This is a genomic window from Rheinheimera faecalis (assembly GCF_021290965.1).
GTDB lineage: Bacteria > Pseudomonadota > Gammaproteobacteria > Enterobacterales > Alteromonadaceae > Pararheinheimera > Pararheinheimera faecalis.
The window spans coordinates 582,420-598,963 of the sequence record NZ_JAJOYT010000001.1; the positions used below are offsets into that span (position 1 = coordinate 582,420).

The 16,544-nt window shown below is 46.1% G+C and carries 21 protein-coding genes; 7 read left to right on the forward strand and 14 right to left on the reverse strand.

Going from position 1 to position 16,544, the window contains the following annotated elements:
* Positions 1-97: 97 nt before the first annotated feature.
* The 5 genes from LSG34_RS02750 (at position 98) to LSG34_RS02770 (ending at position 2,307) form a co-directional block, all read left to right on the forward strand.
* Complete coding sequence (locus LSG34_RS02750) at positions 98-766, forward strand: Bax inhibitor-1/YccA family protein (RefSeq protein WP_233007272.1); 669 nt, start codon at positions 98-100, stop codon at positions 764-766.
* Between the two features lie 237 nt (positions 767-1,003).
* Entirely contained in the window at positions 1,004-1,369 is a 366-nt protein-coding gene (tusD, locus tag LSG34_RS02755) for a sulfurtransferase complex subunit TusD (protein WP_233007273.1), read from the forward strand.
* The gene (gene tusC, locus LSG34_RS02760) at positions 1,366-1,719 is read left to right on the forward strand and encodes a sulfurtransferase complex subunit TusC (protein WP_233007274.1); all 354 of its coding nucleotides are present in this window, start codon (positions 1,366-1,368) and stop codon (positions 1,717-1,719) included. The genes tusD and tusC overlap by 4 nt, the downstream gene beginning before the upstream one ends.
* A 1-nt stretch (position 1,720) precedes the next feature.
* Positions 1,721-1,972 carry a DsrH/TusB family sulfur relay protein gene (locus LSG34_RS02765; RefSeq protein ID WP_233007275.1) on the forward strand — a complete coding sequence of 84 codons (252 nt, stop codon included), beginning with the start codon at positions 1,721-1,723 and terminating at the stop codon, positions 1,970-1,972.
* Positions 1,972-2,307 (forward strand): TusE/DsrC/DsvC family sulfur relay protein, encoded by a 336-nt coding sequence (locus tag LSG34_RS02770; protein ID WP_233007276.1) that lies wholly within the window; start codon positions 1,972-1,974, stop codon positions 2,305-2,307. Before LSG34_RS02765 ends, LSG34_RS02770 begins: the two co-directional genes overlap by 1 nt.
* 21 nt (positions 2,308-2,328) lie before the next feature.
* On the opposite strand, the gene LSG34_RS02775 is transcribed toward LSG34_RS02770, so the two are convergent.
* From LSG34_RS02775 to lrp, 7 genes are all read right to left on the reverse strand, one after another.
* Positions 2,329-2,523, reverse strand: a complete 195-nt coding sequence (locus LSG34_RS02775) for a hypothetical protein (protein ID WP_233007277.1) — start codon at positions 2,521-2,523, stop codon at positions 2,329-2,331.
* A gap of 62 nt (positions 2,524-2,585) precedes the next feature.
* A complete protein-coding gene (gene serS, locus LSG34_RS02780; protein WP_233007278.1) occupies positions 2,586-3,878 on the reverse strand; it encodes a serine--tRNA ligase in 1,293 nt (430 codons plus the stop codon).
* Between the two features lie 5 nt (positions 3,879-3,883).
* Positions 3,884-4,258, reverse strand: a complete 375-nt coding sequence (gene crcB / locus LSG34_RS02785) for a fluoride efflux transporter CrcB (RefSeq protein ID WP_127023096.1) — start codon at positions 4,256-4,258, stop codon at positions 3,884-3,886.
* Positions 4,258-5,583, reverse strand: coding sequence for a replication-associated recombination protein A (locus LSG34_RS02790; protein ID WP_233007279.1), 1,326 nt, complete (start codon positions 5,581-5,583; stop codon positions 4,258-4,260). The genes crcB and LSG34_RS02790 overlap by 1 nt, the downstream gene beginning before the upstream one ends.
* Entirely contained in the window at positions 5,580-6,206 is a 627-nt protein-coding gene (gene lolA, locus LSG34_RS02795) for an outer membrane lipoprotein chaperone LolA (RefSeq protein WP_233007280.1), read from the reverse strand. The genes LSG34_RS02790 and lolA overlap by 4 nt, the downstream gene beginning before the upstream one ends.
* A gap of 20 nt (positions 6,207-6,226) precedes the next feature.
* Positions 6,227-8,890: a DNA translocase FtsK gene (locus LSG34_RS02800; RefSeq protein ID WP_233007281.1), complete on the reverse strand. Its 2,664-nt coding sequence runs from the start codon at positions 8,888-8,890 to the stop codon at positions 6,227-6,229.
* A gap of 210 nt (positions 8,891-9,100) precedes the next feature.
* A complete protein-coding gene (gene lrp / locus LSG34_RS02805; RefSeq protein ID WP_233007442.1) occupies positions 9,101-9,586 on the reverse strand; it encodes a leucine-responsive transcriptional regulator Lrp in 486 nt (161 codons plus the stop codon).
* Between the two features lie 135 nt (positions 9,587-9,721).
* Here lrp and ald point away from each other — a divergent pair, with 135 nt between their 5' ends.
* Positions 9,722-10,843, forward strand: coding sequence for an alanine dehydrogenase (ald, locus tag LSG34_RS02810; RefSeq protein WP_233007282.1), 1,122 nt, complete (start codon positions 9,722-9,724; stop codon positions 10,841-10,843).
* A 97-nt stretch (positions 10,844-10,940) separates the two neighbouring features.
* Complete coding sequence (locus LSG34_RS02815) at positions 10,941-11,372, forward strand: DUF192 domain-containing protein (RefSeq protein WP_233007283.1); 432 nt, start codon at positions 10,941-10,943, stop codon at positions 11,370-11,372.
* On the opposite strand, the gene LSG34_RS02820 is transcribed toward LSG34_RS02815, so the two are convergent.
* From LSG34_RS02820 to pyrD, 7 genes are all read right to left on the reverse strand, one after another.
* Complete coding sequence (locus LSG34_RS02820) at positions 11,369-11,686, reverse strand: CcdB family protein (RefSeq protein ID WP_233007284.1); 318 nt, start codon at positions 11,684-11,686, stop codon at positions 11,369-11,371. The two genes, LSG34_RS02815 and LSG34_RS02820, sit on opposite strands and share 4 nt — an antisense overlap.
* Positions 11,686-11,931: a type II toxin-antitoxin system CcdA family antitoxin gene (locus LSG34_RS02825; RefSeq protein WP_233007285.1), complete on the reverse strand. Its 246-nt coding sequence runs from the start codon at positions 11,929-11,931 to the stop codon at positions 11,686-11,688. Before LSG34_RS02825 ends, LSG34_RS02820 begins: the two co-directional genes overlap by 1 nt.
* Before the next feature lie 211 nt (positions 11,932-12,142).
* Positions 12,143-13,306: an acyltransferase family protein gene (locus LSG34_RS02830; protein WP_233007286.1), complete on the reverse strand. Its 1,164-nt coding sequence runs from the start codon at positions 13,304-13,306 to the stop codon at positions 12,143-12,145.
* 46 nt (positions 13,307-13,352) lie between these two features.
* Complete coding sequence (locus LSG34_RS02835) at positions 13,353-13,613, reverse strand: DUF2960 domain-containing protein (protein WP_127023124.1); 261 nt, start codon at positions 13,611-13,613, stop codon at positions 13,353-13,355.
* On the reverse strand, positions 13,591-14,769 hold the full coding sequence (locus tag LSG34_RS02840; protein WP_233007287.1) for a 1-acyl-sn-glycerol-3-phosphate acyltransferase: 1,179 nt from the start codon (positions 14,767-14,769) through the stop codon (positions 13,591-13,593). The genes LSG34_RS02835 and LSG34_RS02840 overlap by 23 nt, the downstream gene beginning before the upstream one ends.
* A 117-nt stretch (positions 14,770-14,886) precedes the next feature.
* Positions 14,887-15,405: a cell division protein ZapC domain-containing protein gene (locus tag LSG34_RS02845; RefSeq protein ID WP_233007288.1), complete on the reverse strand. Its 519-nt coding sequence runs from the start codon at positions 15,403-15,405 to the stop codon at positions 14,887-14,889.
* 109 nt (positions 15,406-15,514) lie between these two features.
* Entirely contained in the window at positions 15,515-16,528 is a 1,014-nt protein-coding gene (gene pyrD / locus LSG34_RS02850; protein WP_233007289.1) for a quinone-dependent dihydroorotate dehydrogenase, read from the reverse strand.
* Positions 16,529-16,544: the final 16 nt, after the last annotated feature.

The following is a 16,544-nucleotide window of genomic DNA, read 5'->3' on the forward strand; positions in this document are numbered from 1 at the left end:
ATGATTGAATTGTTTTACAATGATAACTGCTGGCACTTTGGGAACTTCCCAAGTAAGATAAAGTCAGAAAAGTAACTATTGAATGGAGAGAACAGCAATGTCCTACAACCAAAACACGCACGCTGGTCATATCGGCCATAGCGTCGAAGTCCACAAAGTACTTCGCAATACCTATTTCCTGCTGGCTATGACTTTAGCATTCAGTGCAGTCACCGCCGGCATTTCCATGGCAATGAACTTCGGTTTTGGCATGGGTCTGGTGTTTACACTGGTGGCTTTTGGCTTAATTTTTGTAGTACAGAAAAAAGCAGACAGCGCCAGCGGTATTTTTTGGGTATTTGCGTTAACGGGCTGTTTAGGTGCTTCTATAGGCCCTATGCTGAACCGTTTTGCTGCAACAGCCAACGGCCCAGAGCTGATTATGCAAGCCCTTGGCTTAACCGCAGTGGTGTTTTTCTCGCTGTCTGCTTACGCTTTAAGTTCACGTAAAGATTTCAGCTTTATGGGTAACTTCCTGTTCGTAGGTCTGATTGTAGTGATAGTGGCTGGTCTGGCGAATATCTTCTTCCAGATCCCTGCCCTGCACCTGGCTATTAACGCGGCTGTAGTGATGATTATGTCTGGTTTAATTTTGTTTGATACCAGCCGTATCGTCAACGGTGGTGAAACTAACTATATCCGCGCTACAGTCGGCTTATATCTGAACATCTTTAACCTGTTCACCTCGTTACTTCAGTTACTGGGTATCATGGGCAGCGACGATTAATTAAGGCTTGAGATAAGCTGATGTTGCAGTAAAATGCCCCGCCAAATGCGGGGCTTTTTTTATAGCCTTCGTACTTGAAGCTGCAGCTTTGTTGACTGCGTGCTCTCGCCCCAGTCACATAGGACAACTATGCTCCTGGGGTCTCGATCACTGGTCGCCTCCCTGCAACTCCAATTACTTTGGCTATATATACTCAGGTAAAGGGTTATTTAGAATAATGATGCGAAAGGTAAACAGATGACCAGTTTTGCCGTTCTGATTGAAGGCCCGGTGTTACAAGGCCAGAGTTTTGTCAGCGCCTTGCGGTTTATGCAGCAGGCCGTTGAGGCCAAACATGTTATTGATTCCGTATTTTTATACCGCGATGCAGTAGGTGCAGCGTCCGCCCTGATTGATTTACCTTCAGACGAACCTAATCTATCGGTCAAACTGCAGCAGTTTTGTCAGGCGCATCAGATCCCTTTGTTGTTTTGTATCACTGCAGCTGAGAAACGTGGTGTTTGCTCCACTGAGGTAAAGCCGGCAGATGGCTATATAGCTGCTGGGTTAGCCGAGTTTGCCATGCGTTTGGCCAAGGCGGATAAACTGGTGCAATTTTCATGAAGATAGCAGTGGTAGTGACCAGCTTGCCTTTAGATGGCATAGCAGCGCGCGAAAGCCTGGATTTGATCTTTGCTTTAGCAGCAGTCGATCATCAGCTCAGCGTTATTTTTAGTGACGATGCGGTGTATCAGCTGGTGAAAGCCGATGACAGCGCAGAATTGATGGTCAAAGACTTCAGACGCAGTTTTAAGCTGTTTGAACTTTATGATATTGAAAATTTATATATCTGCGCTGAATCGTTAAGGCAACGTCAGTTACAAGCCAATGCGCTTGTGCTGAACGTGCAGCCGCTGGAGTGCGATGAGCTTAGCCAATTGCTTTACACGCAGCATCATGTGATTAAGGCCTGATATGAGACTTTTTGATTTAAGCCACAGCCAGTTGCCTGATGTACTGAGTCTTGTCCGTACAGAAGATAAAGTCTTGTTAAGACAAGAGGCCGTGTATTTAATGACCACAGGTCAGCTAAACAGCCTACCTTGTGCTGTCTATTGTTTGGCTGCAGACGCCGCTGTACGCGGTATAATGATCTCCGAACCTTTTACCGCACTGAATGACAGCCAGTGGCTTGATTTAGTGCTCCAAGCGAAGCAACAACTCTGATGACTGAACTGATTTTAAATAACCAAAGCTACCCGCTGGATAAACATGGTTACCTGGCTGATTTAACTTTGTGGACACCGGAGCTGGCGCAAGAATTTGCCCGCCTGGAACAAATCACAATGACGGACGCTCACTGGGAAGTAGTGAATTTTGTCCGCGATTTTTATCAGGAGTACCAAACCTCTCCTGCGATACGTTTATTGGTGAAAAGCATGGGAGAAAAATTAGGCGCGGATAAAGGCAACAGCAAATATTTGTTTTTGTTATTTCCGGAAGGGCCAGCCAAACAAGCTACTCGTATCGGCGGTTTACCAAAACCCGCTAAGTGCCTGTAAGCAGATATGAAAAAGGGGCAATTAGCCCCCTTTGTACATCGACATACCAGCCTCAAAGCTGGTCATCACTACTATAGCTATTACACCAATCAACACCAGCCAATACATCCAACGCAGCATCACCTTGATAGGATTTGATCTGTTTTTACGTACTACAACATGACGTGGTATAGCGGTCTTTTTTGAGCTTTCTTGTTGTTCTTTGATGAGCGACATCAGATTTACCAGGTTAAAGGAGCAGAACAGCTGCTCCTTACAGAAATTAAACAAAGTGCAGATTAACAGCGGATCTCTGTTTTACCGCCCATATAAGGTTGCAACACGGCCGGGATCTGAATAGAACCGTCAGCTTGCTGGTAATTCTCCAGAATAGCAACCAAAGTGCGACCAACAGCCAAACCTGAACCATTTAAGGTATGCAGCAGCTCAGGCTTTTTACCTTCGCCCGGACGGAAACGAGCTTGCATACGACGGGCCTGGAAATCCCCCATATTTGAACATGAAGAAATTTCACGGTAGGTATTTTGTGCCGGTAACCAGACTTCTAAGTCATAGGTTTTGGTTGAACCAAAACCCATATCACCAGTACAAAGCAACATAGTACGGTAGGGTAAACCTAACAGCTGCAGTACTTTTTCCGCATGGCCTGTTAACTCTTCAAGCGCTGCAAAAGAGAGATCCGGATGCACCAACTGCACCATTTCCACTTTATCAAACTGGTGCTGACGAATTAAACCACGGGTATCACGGCCATAAGATCCTGCTTCGCTGCGGAAGCATGGCGTGTGAGCTGCATATTTCTGTGGCAGTTCAGACAGTTCAAAAATGCAATCACGCGCAAGGTTAGTCACTGGCACTTCAGCCGTTGGGATCAACGACATGCCAACGCCCTCTTCTGTTGCTGGTTTGGTATGGAATAAATCCGCGCCAAACTTTGGCAACTGGCCTGTGCCATACAACGAGGCAGCGTTCACCAGATAAGGTACATAAAGCTCAGTATAGCCATGCTGCTCTGTGTGTAAGTCCAGCATAAACTGCGCTAAAGCGCGGTGCAGACGGGCAATCTGGCCACGCATCACGACAAAACGAGAACCGGCAATTTTGACTGCATTTTCAAAGTCCAGACCTTTGTCCAGCGCTTCACCTAAAGCCACATGATCTTTTGGTTCAAAGTCGAAAGCTTTAGGCTCGCCCCACTGACGCACCATCACATTACCGGTTTCATCTTTACCTGCAGGTACAGACTCATGCGGCAAGTTTGGAATAGCGCTGACAATAGCATCCCATTGAGCTAAAACTGCATCGAGCTTTTGTTTAGCCTCTTCAAGCTGTGCACCTAAACCATCCACTTCAGCCAGTAATGGCGTTATGTCTTCACCACGGGCTTTGGCCTGGCCTATGGCTTTGGATTTGGTATTACGTGAATTCTGTAAATCCTGAGTCGCCATTTGCAACTCACGGCGCTGCTCTTCCAACTGCTGCAGAGTATCCACATCCAGCTGAAAACCACGGTCTGCCAAACGTTGGGCAGTTTGAGCTAATTCGGCTCTTAAAAATTTTGCATCTAACATAGTGATTACTTCATTGAGCCCAGCTTTAAACCCAGCCAGGCGAGTGTTAAACAAATCAGCACGTTTAGTACAACATTCAGGCCGGCTTTCACCAAATCGCCTTGTTGCAGCAGTAAAACAGTGTCGAGTGAAAAAGTCGAAAAGGTAGTAAAGGCACCTAAAAAACCTACGCCGATCAGAGTCTTCCACGGGTTGACCGTCAGATGTTCGGCTAAAAACAGGCCATAAAGCAGACCTAATACAAAAGACCCGAGAATATTAACCAGCAAAGTGGCAAAAGGGAATGATTTACCACAAAGATGCAGGATAAATTCGCCTAAACCGAAACGGCAACAGGCCCCTAAAGCGCCGCCAATAGCCACAGCTAAATATGCATGCATTAGCCCTGTCCTTTTGCGTGTTGGTCCAGCATGGCTAAATAGGCCATTTTGTCCTGCAGTTGTTTCTCTAAACCGCGATCAGACGGCTGATAAAACTTCATTCCTGCCATTTCAGCTGGTAAATACGCCTCACCAGCGGCATAAGCACCAGGTTCGTTATGGGCATAACGATAGGCCTTGCCAAAACCTTGTTGTTTAGCCAACGCTGTTGGCGCGTTACGCAAATGATCCGGCACTTCAAAAGATGGATGTTGCTGCACATACTGCCGCATCTGGTTAAAAGCGCTATACACCGCATTGGATTTTGGCGCTAAAGCCATATAGACAGCAGCCTGAGCTATAGCTCGTTCACCTTCGGCAGGACCCACACGGGCAAAAGTATCCCAGGCATCCAAACCAATAGTTAAAGCGCGTGGGTCTGCATTGCCTATATCTTCACTGGCGATAGCAAGTAGTCGACGCGCCACATACAAAGGATCACCACCGCCTTCTAAAATACGGCAATACCAATACAAAGCTGCATCCGGGTTGGAGCCGCGCACCGATTTATGAAAGGCAGAAATTAAATCGTAAAAAATATCGCCCTGCTGATCAAAACCCGGCAATTGCCGTGGTACTAACTGCCGAAATAAGTCAGCGGTCAGTTCAGTTGTCGCAGCGCCCTGCTGCGCTGTTTCGACGGCTTGCTCAAACAGGTTTAGTAAACGTCTGGCATCGCCATCCGCCAGTTGCAGCAATAAGGACTGGGCGTCAGGGTTTATCTGTACCATTTGTCCCTGTAGGTGGTAATGCGCCACTGCGCGTTCTATGACTAAAGCCAGATCCTCTGCCGTCAACTTTTTTAAAATGCAGACGCGGGCGCGGGATAACATAGCGTTATTGAGTGCAAATGCAGGGTTTTCAGTAGTAGCCCCAATAAAAATAATGGTGCCATCTTCAATATGAGGTAAAAACGCATCTTGCTGGGCTTTGTTAAAACGATGCACTTCATCGACAAATAACAAGGTGCGTTGATTTTGCGCTAAACGTTGTTTGGCTGCCTGAATTTCTTCACGTATTTCTTTGACACCAGCAGTTACAGCAGATAAGCGGGCAATGGCGGCTTTGGCATAAATGGCAATCAACTCTGCCAACGTGGTTTTGCCTGTGCCTGGAGGGCCCCATAAAATCAAAGAGGAGATACGCCCTGCTTCTATCGCCTTACGTAGCGGTGTGCCAAGGCCCAGCACTTGCTGCTGTCCAACATAGTCCGATAACTTCGTTGGCCTCAGCAGCGCTGCCAAAGGCCTTATATCGTCGTGGAATTCAAAGCCGAGGTTGTTCACTTGACGCGTTGATCATCCACTTCAGCTGTAGCAGGAATTGCAAACTGGAACAACTCTGATGCCAGCGGCGTGTTGTATTGCACCAGATTAAAATCAAAAGTGCTGTTCTGGCCATTGCTGTCGACCACAATCATTTTTGATAAAGCTAAACCCGAGAATTTCAGACTAAGCTTTTTCACCGCATTGCTTGGATCTTTAGGCGTAATATCAAACTGATCATCAGCACCAGTCACACTGTACTGAGCCCATAATTTAGGGTCGTGTGAGGTCAGCAGCACAAAAGGAGTTTTCTGCACTTGCTCTTTTGCATCATAAATACTGACCTGATCCAATAATTCGGCATAAAACCACAAGGTTTTACCATCACCAATAAACAGGTTTGGCTCTGGTGTCTGGGTTTCGAACCGAAATAAAGACGGCTGTTTCAGTGACAACATGCCTTCGCCCTGCTGGATCAGCTTATTGCTGGCATCAACGACGGTTTGGTCAAAACTGGCCTGAAAGCTGGTTAAACGCGCTAATTTTTTCTGCAAATCATCAGCCTGATCCGCCACTGCCATAAAAGCAGGCAGTATCAGCGACAACACCAGGGCAACAGCTTTATTTGCTACAGTTTTTTTCATAATGACCTTATAACAATCGTTTAAAATACTTTAGGAGGAGGAGGCGCTAATACTTCACGGTTTCCGTTGTGGCCTGCACCACTGACGATACCGCTCATTTCCATTTGTTCAACTAAACGGGCGGCGCGATTATAGCCAATACGGAAGCGTCTTTGTACACCTGAAACCGAAGCTTTGCGGCTTTCGGTAACAAAAGCCACAGCCTGATCAAACAATGGGTCCGACTCGGCATCATCGCCTTCCATACTTTCACCCGGTAACAAGCTATCTTCTGATGGCTCACCGTTTAAGATTTCAGAAATGTAATTCGGTTTGCCGCGACGTTTCCAGTCCGATACCACAGCATGTACTTCATGGTCATCCACAAAAGCACCATGCACGCGGGTTGGAACACCTGAGCCTGGTGGCAGATACAACATATCGCCCTGGCCTAATAAGCTTTCAGCGCCCTGCTGATCCAAAATGGTTCTGGAGTCAATTTTCGACGACACCTGAAACGCCATACGGGTTGGGATATTGGCTTTTATCAAACCTGTAATGACATCCACTGACGGACGCTGAGTAGCTAAAATCAGGTGGATACCTGCAGCACGGGCTTTTTGCGCTATACGGGCAATCAGCTCTTCTACCTTTTTACCGACAATCATCATCATGTCAGCGAATTCGTCGATAACGACAACGATAGAAGGCAACTTCTCAAGCTCTGGTGGCATCGTCATCATATTGTCGCTTGGCTTCCAGATCGGGTCACGAATGGGCGTACCTGCTGCTATAGCATCCTGAATTTTCTGGTTGTAGCCTTTTAAGTTCCGCACACCAAGAGCCGACATCAGCTTGTAACGGCGTTCCATTTCACCGACACACCAGCGCAGGCCATTGGCCGCTTCTTTCATATCTGTGACTACTTCGGTTAACAAATGCGGAATGCCTTCATAGACAGACAATTCCAGCATCTTGGGGTCGATCATTAAAAAGCGCACATCTTCAGGCGTGGATTTATACAATAAACTACAAATCATCACGTTAACGCCGACCGACTTACCAGAACCCGTGGTACCGGCTACCAGCAAGTGTGGCATACGGCCTAAATCGGCGACTACGGATTTACCGGCAATGTCTTTACCCAACACCATAGTTAAAGGTGATTTAGACTGAATAAAGACTTCGTCGCCTATCACTTCTGATAAACGCACTATTTCGCGGAACTGGTTCGGAAGCTCCAGGCCTATATAGGATTTGCCAGGGATCACTTCCACGACCCGCACACTGATAGCCGATAAAGAACGGGCTAAGTCTTTGGATAAACCGGTGATCTTACTGACCTTAACACCAGGTGCTAAATCCAGCTCAAAACGTGTCACCACAGGACCTGGCAATACAGCCACCACTTTGGCATCCACACCAAAATCCAATAGCTTAGTTTCAACTAAACGTGACACCCGCTCTAAATCGGCTGGATCTATAGGGTTAGTGGCTTTGTCTGGTCTGTCTAATAAAGCTAAAGAAGGTAAATCATCAGGGCTGAACGACGACGAGGCAACAGGGGTATCGTCTTCTTCCTCTTCTTCAATCACCACAGGAGCGACCACTGTCTGACGTTCTACTTCGGCAAAACTTTGTTCCAGATGCTGCAACTGCTCAGGATAATAAGCATCATCTACAGCGGAGAAACTTAAATCGTCATCAGCCAGGGTATCGACACTGACAAAAGCCACAGCTTCAGTTTTCTCATCCAAAGGCGCAAAAGGCAAAGGCTCTATCCGCTCATTACCGGGGAAATATGCACGGCTTGGCTGGCTTTGCACTTCCTCAATGTCAGGTAAAGGGATTTGTTCTTCTTCAGGCGCAATAAACGCAGATTGCACTGCTTCATTACGAACCGGGCTTAAACGAATTACTTCTGGTGCTACAGCGGGCTCAGTAAAAGAAATATCAGCCATTTTAGGCGTCGTAGTGGCGTCCATCTCTGGTTCGCGACGCTGCTGTGGTACTGTAGATTCGGTCTGGAAAGATAAAGGGGATGCAGCTTTGGCAGCAGAGCGCTGTGCCAGATAATGGCCTAAACGGGTTGGAGCCTGATACAAAGCGATCAGCGCACGCATAGTTAAAGCACCGAGTTCATCCGCTACTGTGACCCAGGAAATACCTGTCGCCAGAGTTAAGCCTGTAGATAAACCACAAAGCAGCAATAAAATAGTACCGATAAAATTAAAGTTCGGCATTAGCATAGAGGAAACTACGTCGCCCACTACACCGCCGGAAGAAAAATAGAAAATATCGTTGAAGTTAATGCTGCTGATGGCACTGGCGCAAAGAATAGTTAACACCAAACCTATCAGGCGTAACCCCAAAATAAGGTAATCCATTTCCATTAATGCTTTAGCACGACGGGTTAATAAATAACCGGCAAAAGCCACCAGAGGCGGCACTAAATAAGCAATCCAGCCAAAAGTAAATAACAGAATATCGGCAATCCAGGCGCCTTTTGGCCCTGCATAGTTATGAACAGCGGTTTGATAACCTGCCTGAGACCAACTTGGGTCAGCCGGGTCGAATGACATTAAAGCCAATAACATAAAGGCAGCAAAACCAAAGCTGAGGATCAACCCCACTTCAGATAAACGCTGCATTCCGTTTAAAGAAAACAATAATTTGGCTCGTAACCTTCTGGCTTCACTCAACACTACAAGATCCCATTTATTCTAAGAATTCTACCTACTTAAGATACCAGAGAGACAACTCTGATGCACCCCTTTATAGCCGTATAACCTGAAGCTACAACCTTATTGAGCATAACTTCAGCGACAAAAGTCTATATAAACTTTAACGCCTGAACACTGGCTGTACAAAACCCCTTCGTCCTTGATGCCATAGCCCTATTGAAGACGCCTGCATCAATTGACCGCAACAAAAGTGGTTTGTTTCACTTCTTCCATGACTACATAAGTACGGCTCTCGCGTACGCTGGGTAAACGTAATAAGGTTTCACCTAACAGCTCGCGATATGCCGCCATATTGGCCACCCGGGTTTTTAATAAAAAGTCGAAACTGCCGGATACTAAATGACATTCCTGTATTTCATGCAGCTTCTGTACTGCTTTACTGAATTCGTCAAAATCTTCTGGCGAGGTTTTACTTAAAGTAATTTCAACAAAAACCAGTAACGCGGAACCTACCTTATTCGGGTCGACCTGAGCTGTGTAGCCCAATATATAGCCCTCAGCCTCCAATTTACGCACCCGCTCCAGGCAAGGTGTCGCGCTGAGCCCTACCCTTTTGGCCAATTCAACATTGGCAATACGACCGTCGTTCTGTAATTCAGTCAAAATTTTGCGGTCTATCCGGTCTAGTTTTTTAACACTTTTACTGGTTTCGTACATAGCAGATAAAAATTTCACTTTTGGACTTATAGCAGGATTTATAACTGCGATTCACTAAAAAAACAACAGGTAAAACTACAAATCAGTAACTATACTAGGCGAAAATTTTACTCAACCCTACACAGGCGGAATATCATGATTATTGGCGTACCTAAAGAGATTAAAAACCACGAATACCGCGTCGGTATGACCCCTGCCAGCGTGCGTGAGCTGACTGCTCTTGGCCACACTGTTTTTGTTGAACACAATGCAGGTAGCGGCATTGGTTTTGGTGACGACGCCTATCAGGCTGCTGGTGCAACGGTATTAACTACTGCTGCTGAAGTCTTCGCTAAAGCAGAAATGATTGTCAAAGTAAAAGAGCCTCAGGCTGTTGAGCGCGCTATGCTGCGTGAAGGCCAAATCCTGTTCACTTACTTGCACTTAGCACCGGATTTGCCACAAACTGAAGACCTGATCAAATCAAAAGCCATTTGTATCGCGTACGAAACAGTCACAGACAACCGTGGTGGCTTGCCTTTATTAGCTCCTATGTCTGAAGTTGCTGGTCGTATGTCTATCCAGGCTGGTGCCCGTGCTTTAGAGAAATCATGTGCCGGTCGCGGTATGTTATTAGGTGGCGTACCTGGTGTTGAACCTGCCAAAGTTGTGATTATCGGTGGTGGTATGGTTGGTACCAACGCAGCTCAGATGGCTGTAGGTATGGGTGCTGACGTGGTCGTACTGGATCGCAGCGTAGACGTATTACGTCGTATTGATGCTCAGTTCAACGGCGCAGTGAAAACTGTGTACTCCACTGTTGATGCGCTGGAAAAACATGTGTTATCTGCTGACTTAGTTATTGGTGGCGTGTTAATCCCAGGTGCTGCGGCTCCTAAGCTGGTGACTGCCGATCATATCAAACGTATGAAACCAGGTTCAGCCATTGTTGACGTGGCTATCGACCAGGGCGGTTGTGTAGAGACGTCTAAAGCCACTACGCACGCTGATCCTACCTACATTGTGGACGACGTAGTGCATTATTGTGTGGCCAACATGCCAGGCGCTGTGCCACTGACTTCTACTTTTGCTCTGAACAACGCCACTCTACCGTTTATTATCCGTTTAGCCAACAAAGGCTACAAACAGGCACTGCTGGACGATGCACACCTGTTAAACGGCTTAAACGTGATCAATGGTCATGTCGTGAACAAACACGTAGCTGACGCGTTAAACCTGCCATTTGTTGAACCTAAACAAGTGTTAGCTGCGGTCTAATTTATACAGTACCCCTTGATCAGGGCGGCCTTAGGGTCGCCCTTTTTTTTTACTGCCATTTCCGTTAGTCTTTGTGCTTCATTCTCCAGGGTTTCTTATGATGAACTATCTGTTATCTGCGCTTTTTGCTTTAAGTTTTTCTGTGGCTGCTGTTGAGGACATCCAATTTGAAAAAGAATGGATCAAAGTAGGTCCTGTTGAATTTCAGACCGAACTGGCTCTGACACCAGAGCAACGTGCCCGTGGTCTGATGTATCGCGACAGCGCAGAAAACGGCATGTTGTTTCTGTACGACGAAGCTCGTGTGCTGTCGTTCTGGATGCGCAATACCAAAGTGCCGCTGGATATCGCTTATATCAAAGCCGACTGGACTATAGAGCCAATACAGTTTTTGTATCCTTACGATGAGAAAGGAAAAGCTTCAAAAGGACCTGTGATAGGCGCTTTGGAAATGCCTCAAGGCTGGTTTAAAGCTCAGGGGTTAGCAGCAGGTACTAAGATAGTACGCTGTGGTAAGAAGTGTGATTAAACACCCGTAATAGCAAGATCCAAAGCTGCGATAATCTGTTCTCTGAAATGCGCCAGAGAACCAACTGGCTTCCTCAGTTGCTTTTCTGGCACCGAAGCAATTTGTGGCGTGAGTAACAATAACTCTTCACCATCGAAACTAAACATTGGTGTAAGCCGCTTCATTGCCTCGCCACCAAAAGCTGAACTTCTGCCTAAAGGAATAACGATACGAGTCGCAAGATCAGTAAGCACTACACTTTGAATATCAACCAGATAGGGATAATGTGCTTTGCTATGACTACTGGGATTAACATAAACATCAAATTGAACCATCAAAAGCTCCTGAATTCATCACCAAAACAACCATGTTGTTCAACAAATTCGTTGTAGCTTTTAATGGCTGCACTATTCTCTTCAACCCACTGAGCCGCTTCGTATTTCGCCAACTCTTCTTTCAGTGCTCGCTCTAAGGTGGCTGAGAGATTGATATTCAATGCCCGAGTTTTAAGCAACAGATCACTGTTCACCGAAAGATTCGCTGCTTTTTTGGGCGCTGTTACATCATAAAGATCGGCCATAAAAGCCTCCAGACTATTAGCTATGCCGTAAAATAGCATATGCGCATTAACATGCGCAGGCAAGTTTATTTAATAGGTACCCCTTTCGCTGAGTTTACCCATCACTTAACGAAACGCCCATCTTCTGGTCTCTGTCGATTCCTACTTTTATCACGAGGCAGCAAATCTACATAAGGCAGATCTATAGCAGGAAAAAATCTGCTTTAGAGGATTAAGCCCTCTGTTGATGAGTAAAGGAAGAACTTCGGGTAGTGGACGGATAAAACCGCTCCCGCAATTTCATAAAGGGGGTTTCTACAAAAAAGTACAGTGCCCAGCCACAAAAAATACTGACAGCCATAATAATTGTCACCCCCAAACCACCATTAATATCAATGCCATATTCTGTCAGTGGCGCTTTCAGTACTTGAAATAAAGGTTTGTGGATCAAATAAATAGCATAGGACCAAAGTGCAATGTGTGTGGCGCCGGGAATTCGTATGCGATTCAGCCAACAATCAGGGCTCAGAGCTGCGAGTACAAGAACAGCAAAGCTGATTGCCAGAAATGAATAACCAAAGGTCACCACCTGGAATGTGCGGCCGAAGCCTCTGATGTACTCATAGTTCTGAAATACATAAAACATCAATCCCACACTGGCTAGTCCGGCGAGCAATAGCAGATTACCTCTGCGTAATAGTGCTGCATAAACAGCGGGATGAAAGTTTTTCAATAAAGCAATGGCCACACCAGGCAGTAATTCATCAAAGCGGGTAAAGCTCGAGTAATAAATATGTTCCATAAAGGATCGAGCGGATACGTTCTGTTCGCCATGTGTATACCAATTCAATCCACGCAGAAACATAGCCAGCAACATAGCGCTAACAAGAGCTGTCCAGGCGAGGCCAATAGAACGTCGACTAGAAGCGATCAGTAACGCAATAACGGGAAAGATTAAATAAAACTGTTCTTCAATACACAGCGACCAGGAGTGAGTGAAAGTTTCTCCCGGACCTAATCCCAGATTTTGGGTGAAAGTTAAGAATGACCAGAGCGGTGCGGTCGCAGTGCCGCCGAGCGCCACAGGAAAAATGAAATAAAGCGCGAGTACAAAATAATAATTCGGCAGAGTGCGCAGAAAACGGCGAATGTAAAACAGCTTGAGTGAAAAATCCTGCCCTTTGGAAAACGCCGACAGGATCTGGTTACCAATCAAATAGCCACTCAATACAAAAAACAGATCAACCCCTGTCCAGCCCACTGAACTGATAAAGCCAAACAGATTGTCCGGGCTGACAACCACCTTGTAGTGATAAATCAACACTATGATAATAGCGATGGCACGCAACGTGTCCAAGCCATCTAGGCGAGTTTTATCAGAAACAGAACTATCCATGTTACTGCTTATCCTTTCAGTGGATGATCTGTGAAAAGGCGAATACTCAGAGATTAAAAGGTTCCTGATCATCCCGCAGCAACAGGATTTCGCTAAAGCCCATTTTTACAAAAGCGTTTTTGCGATAGTCCTTTAATGCGCCTGTGCCTTTAGCGGTCATCGCCACTTGCTGCTCCATCTTGCGAAATGCCGTTAAGTCTATGCCTTCGGCTGCGGCTACAGCTTCGAAGCTATCGGCGTATTTGTCGTAGCTGAATGGGATCTTTTTCCACTCACCTTTGTATTTATAACTGATGTGCCGTGCCATCTTCCAGCTCCTTATGTTGTGTAGCCAGCTGTTCTTGCTGGGCTAAAGTCTGCTGTTGTTTCAGCGCCGGTGCTGCATACATTTGTTGCACATAAGGGCGTAGCTCTTCAGGCAAAGATGCCATTTTGGTTTGATACCACAGGCTTTCTTCACCCGGGTCTAGCTCAACATCCATGTCTGCCGCTAAATAATTCACCGGATACAAACGGTAACCTGCCCAGATTTGACGGTCTATTTCAGCAGCTAAAGCCGCTGGTTCTTGGCAGCAGGCCTGAATGGCTTCGCCAAAATGCACATGCACCCGGCCTTTTTGGCCCACTATGCCCTGCACTATGCTTTGAATATCTTCCATTTCGGATTTTTTGTATTCGCCTGTACTGGCCAGTTGGTGCAGCTCGTTGGCTTTGGCCTGGTCTAGTGGGTCAAATTCGTAAGATAAACACACAGGCACAATATTTAACGACTGCATATAAGTCGCAAAATCTAAACCGCGTTTTTTACCTTCAATAAAAAACATTTTTAAGATAGCTTCGTCGGTTTGATCCAAACCGTCTTTAGCACGGCCTTCTTTTTGTGCTATCCAGATGGAATGGCCAGTTTCAAGTGAATCTTTGATATAAGCCGACAAATGACTCAAGGCTTTGAGCATTTCACGTGGTGCTTTGATAGAGCGCTTCACAATAAAGCTTTTATTCAGCTTCATCAGCTCAGTGGCGCATGGCATTTTCAGCAGGTTATCACCAATAGCGATACGTACTGTATCCATGCCCTTTTGATGCAAACACCAATTCAGCAGCGCCGGATCCATAGCAATATCTCTGTGGTTCGAGATAAATAAATAGGATTGTTTTGGATCCAAATGCTCAAGGCCACTGACGCTGACGCCAGCAGAGCTTTTCTGCAGGCTTTGTTGTAAAAAGTCGGCCACCATATGCTGCACATCAGAGACAGAGCGCAAACCTTTGGCTTTACGCGCCAATAACCAGCGCAATACAGGGGTAAACAGATAACGGATAGTTTTAGGCCAGCTGGCCAGACGGTAATTTAAAATGGCATGCAAAAAATCGGCGTCGTCCAATAAACGACAAATCGCTTCTGGTACTTCATGATCAAAATATGGGCGAATATCCTTGAAAGGATCCGTTTGATTTGGCACAGCTTTTAAACCCCAGGTTGAAAATGTGCCCTATTCTACCTGTTGCCAGACGGATCACCAGACTAATCTGGCCCGATCACTTGGCGGTTGTTGAATTATTGAGCGCTTTTAGCTAAATCAGGCAGTCAAAGCGTAAAGAGGCGCAAATTGTACCGGCATCAGGCGGTTTTGCTGCACCCGTACTAACTGGCCAGCAGACAATTGCTTACCGTTTAACAGCTCCATAGGCTCCAACAGCAGGCAATCCACCATAGGGTCAGCTTTAGCCACCAGCAATACTTTAGCGCGGCTTAAACCTTCAAGTTTGGCGATACTCATTAAGTCGGTGCGGCTTTCGATACTGGAGAAATTAAACAAGTGACTTTTTTGCACTGGAGCTTTGACAAAACTCAAAGCGGCAACGGCTCGAGCTGCGACTGTCAGTAGCTCGCTGTCAGGCAACAAACCTTCCAATGCTTCGGCAAAATCCATCAACAACTGGGCTTGCTCCATACACAAGCTTTGCTGTTGTGGTTTAACATTAAGCTCTTTGGCACTGAAGGCTGTTTGAATATGGTGGCTGTTTGATAACTGCAACACCAAACGGTCTTGCTCATCGCAATACTGCCAGCACCAGTCAGGGCATAAAGACAACATACTCAATCCTTGTGAATTCAAGATGTTGCCTTTCTACACCTGTTTTTATACGCTGTTAAAGATTATTTTGGACTAATAATCAGGGATCCAAAATTGATCGGCATATGGCTTATTTAAGGCTCTCGACGATCTCTTTGATCAAGCTTGGGCCTTTATAAATAAAGTTGGAATAGACCTGAACCAGGTTAGCACCAGCGTCCATTTTTTCCTGTGCCGCTTTGGCTGAGTCTATGCCACCTACCCCAATAATTGGCATCTGTGGGCCTAAAGCTGCGCGGAACTGACGGATAATCTCCGTGCTCTTCTGCTGCACCGGCAAACCACTTAAACCGCCCATTTCATTGCCATATTTCAGGTGTTGCACTGAGCTTTTATCCAAGGTGGTGTTGGTTGCAATCACGCCGTCCATTTTACTGCGAAGCAAAGTCTCAGCCACTTGCTGCACTGCGACTTCGTCCATATCAGGTGCAATTTTGACAAAAACCGGCACGTACTTGTCTTGTTGGGCCTGCAGATCCAGCTGCTCGTTTTTCACCGCCTGCAGCAAATCAAATAACGCATCACCAAATTGCAGATCCCGCAGACCCGGTGTATTAGGTGAAGAAATATTCACTGTAATGTAGCTGGCGTGAGCATAAACCTTACGCATACATTCGATATAGTCGTCTTTGCCCTGCTCGTTAGGTGTGTCTTTGTTTTTGCCGATATTGATGCCAAGCACACCTTTGTAGCTCGATTTCTTTACGTTCTCAACCAGATAATCCACACCTTTGTTATTAAATCCCATGCGATTAATAATGGCGTTCGCTTCAGGTAAACGGAACAAACGAGGTTTGTCATTCCCCACCTGAGGTCGTGGTGTCACAGTACCTACTTCAATAAAACCAAAACCCATCTGGCCAAAAGCGTCGATGCAATCGGCGTTTTTATCCAAACCCGCAGCTAAGCCCACAGGATTATCAAAATGAATACCGGCTACTGTCACAGGTTTTTTCGGTAAATCCTGACGCCACAGCAGTGATGCCGGGGTATTTTTTAAATGCTTTAAGCTGCCAAGGGCCAGGTGATGTGAAAACTCAGCATCTGTACAAAACATTAAAGAACGCGCCAGTGAATAGAACATAACAACCTGCTTTTGT

Bases quoted from the DNA above. Each gene is read 5' to 3' on its own strand.
- LSG34_RS02750 (WP_233007272.1), top strand. From the start codon at position 98: ATGTCCTACAACCAAAACACGCACGCTGGTCATATCGGCCATAGCGTC.
- tusD (WP_233007273.1), top strand. From the start codon at position 1,004: ATGACCAGTTTTGCCGTTCTGATTGAAGGCCCGGTGTTACAAGGCCAG.
- tusC (WP_233007274.1), top strand. From the start codon at position 1,366: ATGAAGATAGCAGTGGTAGTGACCAGCTTGCCTTTAGATGGCATAGCA.
- LSG34_RS02765 (WP_233007275.1), top strand. From the start codon at position 1,721: ATGAGACTTTTTGATTTAAGCCACAGCCAGTTGCCTGATGTACTGAGT.
- LSG34_RS02770 (WP_233007276.1), top strand. From the start codon at position 1,972: ATGACTGAACTGATTTTAAATAACCAAAGCTACCCGCTGGATAAACAT.
- LSG34_RS02775 (WP_233007277.1), bottom strand. From the start codon at position 2,523: ATGTCGCTCATCAAAGAACAACAAGAAAGCTCAAAAAAGACCGCTATA.
- serS (WP_233007278.1), bottom strand. From the start codon at position 3,878: ATGTTAGATGCAAAATTTTTAAGAGCCGAATTAGCTCAAACTGCCCAA.
- crcB (WP_127023096.1), bottom strand. From the start codon at position 4,258: ATGCATGCATATTTAGCTGTGGCTATTGGCGGCGCTTTAGGGGCCTGT.
- lolA (WP_233007280.1), bottom strand. From the start codon at position 6,206: ATGAAAAAAACTGTAGCAAATAAAGCTGTTGCCCTGGTGTTGTCGCTG.
- lrp (WP_233007442.1), bottom strand. From the start codon at position 9,586: ATGTACGAAACCAGTAAAAGTGTTAAAAAACTAGACCGGATAGACCGC.
- ald (WP_233007282.1), top strand. From the start codon at position 9,722: ATGATTATTGGCGTACCTAAAGAGATTAAAAACCACGAATACCGCGTC.
- LSG34_RS02815 (WP_233007283.1), top strand. From the start codon at position 10,941: ATGATGAACTATCTGTTATCTGCGCTTTTTGCTTTAAGTTTTTCTGTG.
- LSG34_RS02820 (WP_233007284.1), bottom strand. From the start codon at position 11,686: ATGGTTCAATTTGATGTTTATGTTAATCCCAGTAGTCATAGCAAAGCA.
- LSG34_RS02825 (WP_233007285.1), bottom strand. From the start codon at position 11,931: ATGGCCGATCTTTATGATGTAACAGCGCCCAAAAAAGCAGCGAATCTT.
- LSG34_RS02830 (WP_233007286.1), bottom strand. From the start codon at position 13,306: ATGGATAGTTCTGTTTCTGATAAAACTCGCCTAGATGGCTTGGACACG.
- LSG34_RS02835 (WP_127023124.1), bottom strand. From the start codon at position 13,613: ATGGCACGGCACATCAGTTATAAATACAAAGGTGAGTGGAAAAAGATC.
- LSG34_RS02845 (WP_233007288.1), bottom strand. From the start codon at position 15,405: ATGTTGTCTTTATGCCCTGACTGGTGCTGGCAGTATTGCGATGAGCAA.
- pyrD (WP_233007289.1), bottom strand. From the start codon at position 16,528: ATGTTCTATTCACTGGCGCGTTCTTTAATGTTTTGTACAGATGCTGAG.